The 7,591-nt window shown below is 62.1% G+C and carries 6 protein-coding genes; 2 read left to right on the forward strand and 4 right to left on the reverse strand.

What is annotated here, in order from left to right; genetic code table 11:
• Positions 1 to 53 precede the first annotated feature (53 nt).
• Positions 54 to 2,357, reverse strand: coding sequence for a 5-methyltetrahydropteroyltriglutamate--homocysteine S-methyltransferase (metE, locus tag M0D69_RS37540; RefSeq protein WP_301786868.1), 2,304 nt, complete (start codon positions 2,355 to 2,357; stop codon positions 54 to 56).
• Positions 2,358 to 2,497: 140 nt separating this feature from the next.
• On the opposite strand from metE, the gene M0D69_RS37545 reads away from it, so the two are divergent.
• Positions 2,498 to 3,409 (forward strand): LysR family transcriptional regulator, encoded by a 912-nt coding sequence (locus M0D69_RS37545; protein ID WP_301786869.1) that lies wholly within the window; start codon positions 2,498 to 2,500, stop codon positions 3,407 to 3,409.
• A 38-nt stretch (positions 3,410 to 3,447) separates the two neighbouring features.
• On the opposite strand, the gene M0D69_RS37550 is transcribed toward M0D69_RS37545, so the two are convergent.
• The 3 genes from M0D69_RS37550 to M0D69_RS37560 all read right to left on the reverse strand — a co-directional run bounded on the left by M0D69_RS37550 (position 3,448) and on the right by M0D69_RS37560 (position 6,532).
• Entirely contained in the window at positions 3,448 to 4,488 is a 1,041-nt protein-coding gene (locus tag M0D69_RS37550) for an AraC family transcriptional regulator (RefSeq protein WP_301786870.1), read from the reverse strand.
• Between the two features lie 18 nt (positions 4,489 to 4,506).
• Positions 4,507 to 5,391: an oxidoreductase gene (locus M0D69_RS37555; protein ID WP_301786871.1), complete on the reverse strand. Its 885-nt coding sequence runs from the start codon at positions 5,389 to 5,391 to the stop codon at positions 4,507 to 4,509.
• A 136-nt stretch (positions 5,392 to 5,527) separates the two neighbouring features.
• Positions 5,528 to 6,532, reverse strand: a complete 1,005-nt coding sequence (locus M0D69_RS37560; RefSeq protein WP_301786872.1) for an aldo/keto reductase — start codon at positions 6,530 to 6,532, stop codon at positions 5,528 to 5,530.
• Between the two features lie 117 nt (positions 6,533 to 6,649).
• On the opposite strand from M0D69_RS37560, the gene M0D69_RS37565 reads away from it, so the two are divergent.
• Complete coding sequence (locus M0D69_RS37565) at positions 6,650 to 7,555, forward strand: LysR substrate-binding domain-containing protein (RefSeq protein WP_301786873.1); 906 nt, start codon at positions 6,650 to 6,652, stop codon at positions 7,553 to 7,555.
• Positions 7,556 to 7,591: the final 36 nt, after the last annotated feature.

Here is a 7,591-nt window from a genome sequence, read left to right on the forward strand (position 1 = left end):
TGCACGACCTCGTGGGCCGGGACTCGGGCGGACCTTCAATCACGGGCATTCATTTAACCAGGCACTGCGTTTTCCGTGACTGCTTCCATAGCAAGCTTCGCGCGTAACGCCTTCGCCGCTTCCACCATATTCGCCAGAGCCGCCTCCGTCTCGGGCCAGCCGCGAGTCTTCAACCCGCAGTCGGGATTGACCCAAAGACGCTCAGCCGGAATCACCTCGCACGCACGTTCCAGCAGACGCTGGATTGCTTCGACACTCGGCACGCGCGGCGAATGGATGTCGTAGACACCCGGCCCGATCTCGTTCGGATAGTCGAATTCGCCGAACCCATCGAGCAGCTCCATCGCCGAGCGCGACGTTTCGATGGTGATCACGTCGGCATCCATGGCCGCGATGGACGGCAAGATATCGTTGAACTCCGAATAGCACATATGCGTGTGGATCTGCGTCTCGTCGGCCACCGCCGACGCCGATATCTTGAACACGCGCACAGCCCATTGCAGGTAGTGCGCCCAGTCGCTTTTGCGTAACGGCAGGCCTTCGCGGAACGCGGGTTCATCGATCTGGATCACGCGAATGCCCGCCTTTTCCAGATCGCTGACTTCGCTACGGATGGCCAGTGCAAGCTGCAGTGCCGTCGTCGAACGCGGCTGGTCGTCGCGAACGAACGACCATTGCAGCATGGTGACCGGCCCCGTCAGCATGCCCTTCATCAGACGCTCGGTCAGCGACTGCGCATAACGCGTGGTGTCGACAGTCATCGGCTCCGGACGATAGATATCGCCGTAGATGATCGGCGGTTTCACGCAGCGCGAGCCATAACTCTGGACCCAGCCGTTCTCCGTGAACGCGTATCCCCACAACTTCTCGCCGAAGTACTCGACCATGTCGTTGCGCTCGGCTTCACCATGAACGAGCACGTCGAGGCCCAGCGCTTCTTGCCGGCGCACGGCCGTTTCGATCTCGGCACGAATGCGTTCCAGATAGTCCAGCGCGCCGATGTCGCCGCGCTTGAAAGCCGCGCGCGTCTGGCGGATCGCGGGCGTCTGTGGAAACGAACCGATCGTGGTCGTCGGCAATGCTGGCAACCGCAGAGTCTGATGCTGGATGATGTTGCGCGCGGCAAAGCCGCTCTTGCGCTCCGCCATATCATCCGTCACCGCGCCGACGCGCTTCTGAACCAGCGGATTGACCACCGTCCCGGACGAACGGCGGGCATCGAGCGCGGCATCGGCGACGGCCAGTTGTTGCTCGACCGCCGGCTGACCGTCGTTCAAAGCCCGCGCGATCACGTTCAGTTCGCCGAGCTTCTCGGTGGCAAACGCCAGCCATGACTTGATGCTCACATCGAGCTTGCGCTCCGCTTCCAACGACACCGGGACATGCAGCAGCGAGCACGACGGCGCGATCCACAACCGGTCGCCCAGCTCGGCTTTCAACGTCTCCAGCGATAACACGATCTTCCGAAGATCCGCACGCCAGATGTTGCGGCCATCGATGACACCCACCGACAGCACTGTCCGAGCTGGCAACACCGCGCGCCAGACGTCAAGTTGTTGCGGCGCACGCACGAGATCGATATGAATACCGTGGACGGGCAGCTTCGCGACGAGCCGGGCTTTATTGGCCGCGGTGTCGAAGTAGGTCGCCAGCAGCACGTTCACGCCGCACGCGCCCAGGTTGTCGTACGCGATCGCGAATGCGTCGAGCCATTGCGGTTCAAGATCGAGGCACAACGCGGGTTCATCGAGTTGCACCCATTCAATGCCGCGCTGCCTGAGTTGCTCGAGGATCGCGGCGTATCGCGCGATCAGCGCGGGCAGCAAGCTCAGGCGGTCGAACCCGGCTTCATGTGTCTTCGATAAATACAGAAACGTCACCGGCCCGACCAGCACGGGCTTGACCGGCAGATTCCGCGCAAGCGCTTCGTCGATTTCATCGAAGAACCAGTCGATCCCACCGTCGAACGTGGTCTGCGGTCCCAGTTCCGGCACGAGGTAGTGGTAATTCGTGTCGAACCACTTGGTCATTTCCATCGCTGGCTGAGCCGTGTTGCCGCGCGCCAGTTCGTAGTATTGCGAGAGCGTCAGCGTTGAGGGCGTGAACCCGAAACGAGCAGGCAATGCGCCGAGCAGCGCGCTCAGGTTGAGCATTTGATCGTAGTACGCGAAGTCGCCGACCGTCACGAAGTCAAGCCCTGCTGAACATTGCAGCGTCCAGTGACGATTGCGCAAGTCTTTCGCGACGCCGCGCAAGGCTGCTTCGTCGGACTCGCCACGCCAGAAGGCCTCTTGCGCGAATTTGAGTTCACGGTGAGCGCCAATGCGTGGAAAGCCGAGAGTATGAGTACGTGCCATATGAAACTCCTGATTGAATAGCCGGGAGTCTGCGAGTCGCGCTAATATTCGTCTAGAGAGATGTTTTCATCCATGTATTAATTTTGTTCATATCGCTACGGGTTTGCGCCGTGGCCGTTGCTTAATCGGGATCACTAGAGATGCTGGAAATACGTCATCTGCGCTCGCTGGTCGCGATCGCGGAATCGGGGAAACTCGTGGCCGCCGCCGAGCGCGTCAACCTGAGCCAGTCAGCGCTTTCCCATCAGATCAAGGACATCGAGACCCACTACGACGCCTCGCTGTTCGAGCGCACGCGGCATGGATTGCGGTTCACGGCTGCGGGCGAACGGGTGCTGGCACTTGGGCGCGAAGTGCTGGCGGCCGTCAGCGCCGCTGAGCGCGACGTCGCGCGTTTGAAGGGCGACACGCGAGGTGAACTACGGATCGTGCTGGAGTGCCACACGTGTTTCGACTGGCTGATGCCGGTGATGGACGAGTTTCGACGACGCTGGCCCGAGGTCGAAGTGGACCTGGTGGCGGGTTTTCATGCAGACCCGCTGCGCCTTCTTATCGATGGGAAAGCGGACGTGGTGATCGGATCGCGGCCGGAGACCAAGCGCAATTTGCACATCGCGCCGCTGTTCCGGTTCGAGATCCTGGCGGTGATCGCGAACGAACATCGATTGCGAAGCAAACGCCGGTTGAGCGCTGAGGATTTGCGAGGCGAAACGCTGATTACGTACCCTGTGCCGGAACCGCGCATCGACTTGATCAGGGACGTATTGGAGCCCGCGGGCATCAAGCTGGAACGCCGCACAGCGGAGTTGACGGTCGCGATCATGCAACTGGTAGCGAGCCGGCGCGGCATTGCCGCGCTACCAAACTGGGGCGTGAAGAATTATGTCGACCACGACTACGTGCTGGCGAAACGCATTGGGCCAGCGGGGCTATGGAGCGAACTGTATGCGGTATCGATGAAATCGGTTGCAAGCCGCCCGTATTTCGAGGACTTCGTGACTATCGTGCGCGACACGTGCGCCGCGCAACTGGATGGGATAGAACTGCTGTAAGAACCATCCGATTCAAGGTAATTCATCAGCAACCCGAATCAAACAACGGGCTCTGAAAACGATCGATCCCGGCTACCGCCCTCGTTCCCTCTCCATCGCTGAGGTGTCGTCCCTTCCCACTGGTTAAACGCGCGGGAAAACGAGTTGACCTCCTCAAAGCCTAGAAACCACGCAATCTCGCCCGCAGCGAGATCCGTGCTACCTAGCAGCCGGCGCGCGATCCGGCTGCGCACCCTGTCCAACTGTTGTTGATAACTCGTCCCGTCGAGCGCAAGCTTGCGCTGCAGCGTGCGTGTGCTGATTCCCAGCTCACGCGCAAGCGCTTCAACGCTCGGCCGCTGCCCGTGCATGCTTCGCGCGATGACGGCATCGACATGATCGGCAAAAGTCTGCTCGCGGTCGAGCGCAGCCAAACCGGCATCGAGTTGCGGCAGCACGGCGGCGAGCAAATCGACGTTATGCGTCACGAAAGGCAGTGCGAGACTGGAAGCATCGAAGACGAGCACATCGTTCGGGGCATCGAACACGATCTCGCAGCCGTAGTGGCGCGCGAACATCGTCCGATGGACGGAACGTCTCGTCAGCTCGACGCGACGCGGTTTGATCGCAACACCCGACCCGCGTCGCGCCATTGCAAGGGTAGACGCGAACATCGCATCGGCCAGACGCTCGGGGACAAAACCATCGGCAAGCAACCAGCGGAACGTCACAGCCGCCTCGTCGCCCTGCACCGCGACGAGCACCTCCTCCGGACAACTTAGCCGTTTGTAGCGTCCGAGCTTCGCCAGCGCTTCACCAAAATTAGCGGAATGCAGCGCCGCGAGCGACATGGCGTCTAGCTGCCCATACAAGGTTTCCGCGCCGATGCCCAAGCCGATAGCAGGGTCGCCGCTCACCTGCGCGATAGCCTCCCACAGCGCGAAGTACTTCTGCGTCGTGAGCCACAACCGGCCCGGCTCGGCGTTCGCGCCAGCGGGAACAGGCAGACCCGCTGTGCGGAACGTCCGCGGCACGTCCACGCCCAGCTTGTCCAGCCGCGCGAGCAGTGCGTGACTGACCGGAACACCGTCAGTTTTCATACGCTCATTCAATCCTCATTAATCCTTGACCGGCTGCTTTACGATATCGAGTTTATCCATCAGACCGCGCCATTCATTGGCATCGCTGGCGTCGGTCGACAGGCTCACATGGCGCCACTTCGCATCCATCGCGCCACGCGCTTCGTGCACTTGTCCCGCGATATGCACGGCGTCGCTCCCAAGCAGCAAACGCAGCGGCGGTTCGTCCAGTTCTGCGATGCCAAGAATCGCCTGCGCCGCTTTCTCCGGATCGCCGACGGGCTCGTGCGAATGACGGTACTCCATCAAAGGCGCGATGCTTGTAGCGTAATCCGGGCCGGGCGTGTGGATGGTCATCGACGAACCGGCCCAGTCGGTGCGAAATCCGCCCGGCTCGACGATCGTCACCTTGATCCCAAGCGGCGCGACTTCCTTCGACAACACCTCGGAGAACCCTTCCACTGCCCACTTCGCCGATTGATACGCGGCAAGCCCGGGCGAACCTACACGTCCACCTATCGATGAAATCTGGATGATATGGCCGCTGCGCTGCGCGCGCAGGACCGGTAACGCGGCGCGTGTGACATTGACGACGCCATGGAAATTGGTTTCCATCTGCGCGCGGAAATCGGCGTGGTCGCCTTCCTCGATCGAGGCGATGTTGCCGTAACCCGCGTTGTTCACAACGACATCGAGGCGGCCGAAGGCATCGACGGCCTGCTGAACGGCGGCCCGCGCCGAAGCGGGGTCGGTCACGTCGAGCGCGACTGCGCGTACGCGCTCGCCATACTGCTCGGCAAGCGCGGAAAGATCCTCGGGACGACGCGCGGTCGCTACAAGACGATGGCCTGCGGCGAGAACAGCTTTCGCCAATTCGTTGCCGATGCCACGCGAACTGCCGGTAATAAGCCAGACTGACGACATAAACGTGCTTCCTTTAACGGTGAACGATGAGTGCTGCATTCACCGGATTTTAGGAGCGCGCTCCCCGCGGCACTAATCCGATCGCGCCAACTTGCAATCGGATCGCGCCAACGCCGCCAGCCCCAGGGGAATCGTTTTAGCCGTGGCTCGACTCGCTGTCCAGATGGGCCATTTGCGCGGCGGCGTAACGGTCGCCGGCCGCGGCGCCCTTCGGCACGGCGTATTCGATTGCACTAAGATCGTCCGGGGTCAGCACGACATCGAGCGCACCGAGCGCCTCCGTCAAACGGTCCCGGCGCCGCGCGCCAACCAGCGGCACGATATCCTTGCCCTGTGCCGCAACCCATGCAATCGCGATCTGCGCCACCGACACGCCTTTGGCTTCGGCAATCCGCCGCAATGCTTCGACCAATTGCAGATTGCGCTCGGCGTTTTCGCCCTGGAAACGTGGGCTATGCGCACGAAAATCGGTCCCGCTCAGGTTTTGTGCCGTCTGCCAATGGCCGCTGATCAGCCCGCGCGACAATACGCCGTAAGCCGTCACCCCTATCCCAAGCTCGCGGCACGTGTCGAGAATCTCGCCTTCGATACCCCGCGAGATCAGCGAGTACTCGATCTGCAGATCGGCGACGGGATGCACCGCAGCCGCGCGCCGGATGGTCTGCGCGCCGACCTCGGACAGCCCGACGTGGCGCACATAACCGGCCTTCACCATATCGGCGATTGCACCCACGGTGTCTTCAATCGGCACGTTCGGATCGAGTCGCGCGGGACGATAGATATCGATGTAATCCACACCCAGGCGCTGCAGCGAGTACGTCAGGAAATTCTTGACGGCCGCGGGCCTTGCGTCATAGCCGACCCAGCCGCCGGACGGATCGCGCATCGCGCCGAATTTCACGCTGATGACGGCGACATCGCGTTGGGTACCCTTCAGCGCTTCACCGATCAACGCCTCGTTGTGGCCGCTGCCGTAGAAGTCGCCAGTGTCGAGCAGCGTGATTCCCGCGTCGAGCGCCGCATGAATCGTGGCGATGCTTTCGCTCCGGTCGGAAGGTCCATACATGCCGGACATGCCCATGCAGCCGAGTCCAAGCGCGGATACGCGCGGTCCGGTCGCGCCGAGTTGCAGATGGTTCATTTCCAGTCTCCTTGAGGTCTGGCGTCGCGTGATTGCGAGCGTTGGAAGGAGTATGCGAGCCGTTTTGTCGTGCGACAATCCGGCCTTCACAGAACGGGCTGTCCGGAAAAACGTACAATGAACGATCCCGATCTCTCCGATCTCAGCGCCTTCGTGGCGGTAGCCGACGTGCGCAGTTTCAGGGCTGCGGCGCGTTTGCGCGGCGTTTCGGCGTCGGCGTTGAGTGAGGCAATCCGCCGGCTCGAAGCCCGGCTCGGCGTGCGGCTGCTGAACCGGACCACGCGTAGCGTCACGGTCACGGAGGCCGGCCAGCGCCTGTTGGAGCGGCTTGGGCCGGCGCTCGGCGAAATTGCCGGCGCGCTCGACGCCGTCAACAGTTTCCGCGACAGCCCGACCGGCACCTTGCGCCTGAATGTCCCGAGCATCGTGGCAATGCACGTCTTGCCGCCAATCGTGGCGCGCTTTCTCGCGGCGCATCCGGGCATCGCGCTGGAGGTGGTATCGAACGATACGTTTATCGACGTGCTGGCAGCAGGTTTCGATGCCGGCATCCGCTACGACGAACGGATTGAACGCGACATGATCGCCGTGCCGATCGGACCGCGCGCCCAGCATTTCGTGGCGGCGGCCGCGCCGGCCTATTTCGCGGCGCGTGGGCAGCCAGAGCATCCGCGTGACTTGCTGGAGCACGCTTGCATCGGGCATCGGTTTGCAAGTGGCGTGCTGGCGGCGTGGCGCTTCGAGCGCAATGGCGAACAGGTTCGCTTTACGCCGAACGGGCCGCTGGTGGCGTCGGTGATCGAGCTTGAAGTGGGCGCCGCGACCGCTGGTCTCGGAATGATCTATACGTTCGAGGAGTTCTTGCGGCCGGCGATAAAAAGCGGCGCACTCGTGCCGGTGCTGCACGAGTGGTGGGAGAACTTTTCAGGGCCGTTTTTGTATTACCAGAGCCGCACGCATATGCCAGCGCCGCTGCGCGCGTTCATCGACTTCATCAAGGAAGAGTCAACTACCCCGCCCTGAAGGGCGGAGCTTGCAGAATACCGCGAGCTCGGGTTG

It is taken from the genome of Caballeronia sp. SEWSISQ10-4 2 (genome assembly GCF_030464885.1).
GTDB lineage: Bacteria > Pseudomonadota > Gammaproteobacteria > Burkholderiales > Burkholderiaceae > Caballeronia.

Bases quoted from the DNA above. Each gene is read 5' to 3' on its own strand.
- M0D69_RS37555 (WP_301786871.1), bottom strand. From the start codon at position 5,391: ATGTCGTCAGTCTGGCTTATTACCGGCAGTTCGCGTGGCATCGGCAAC.
- metE (WP_301786868.1), bottom strand. From the start codon at position 2,357: ATGGCACGTACTCATACTCTCGGCTTTCCACGCATTGGCGCTCACCGT.
- M0D69_RS37545 (WP_301786869.1), top strand. From the start codon at position 2,498: ATGCTGGAAATACGTCATCTGCGCTCGCTGGTCGCGATCGCGGAATCG.
- M0D69_RS37560 (WP_301786872.1), bottom strand. From the start codon at position 6,532: ATGAACCATCTGCAACTCGGCGCGACCGGACCGCGCGTATCCGCGCTT.
- M0D69_RS37565 (WP_301786873.1), top strand. From the start codon at position 6,650: ATGAACGATCCCGATCTCTCCGATCTCAGCGCCTTCGTGGCGGTAGCC.
- M0D69_RS37550 (WP_301786870.1), bottom strand. From the start codon at position 4,488: ATGAAAACTGACGGTGTTCCGGTCAGTCACGCACTGCTCGCGCGGCTG.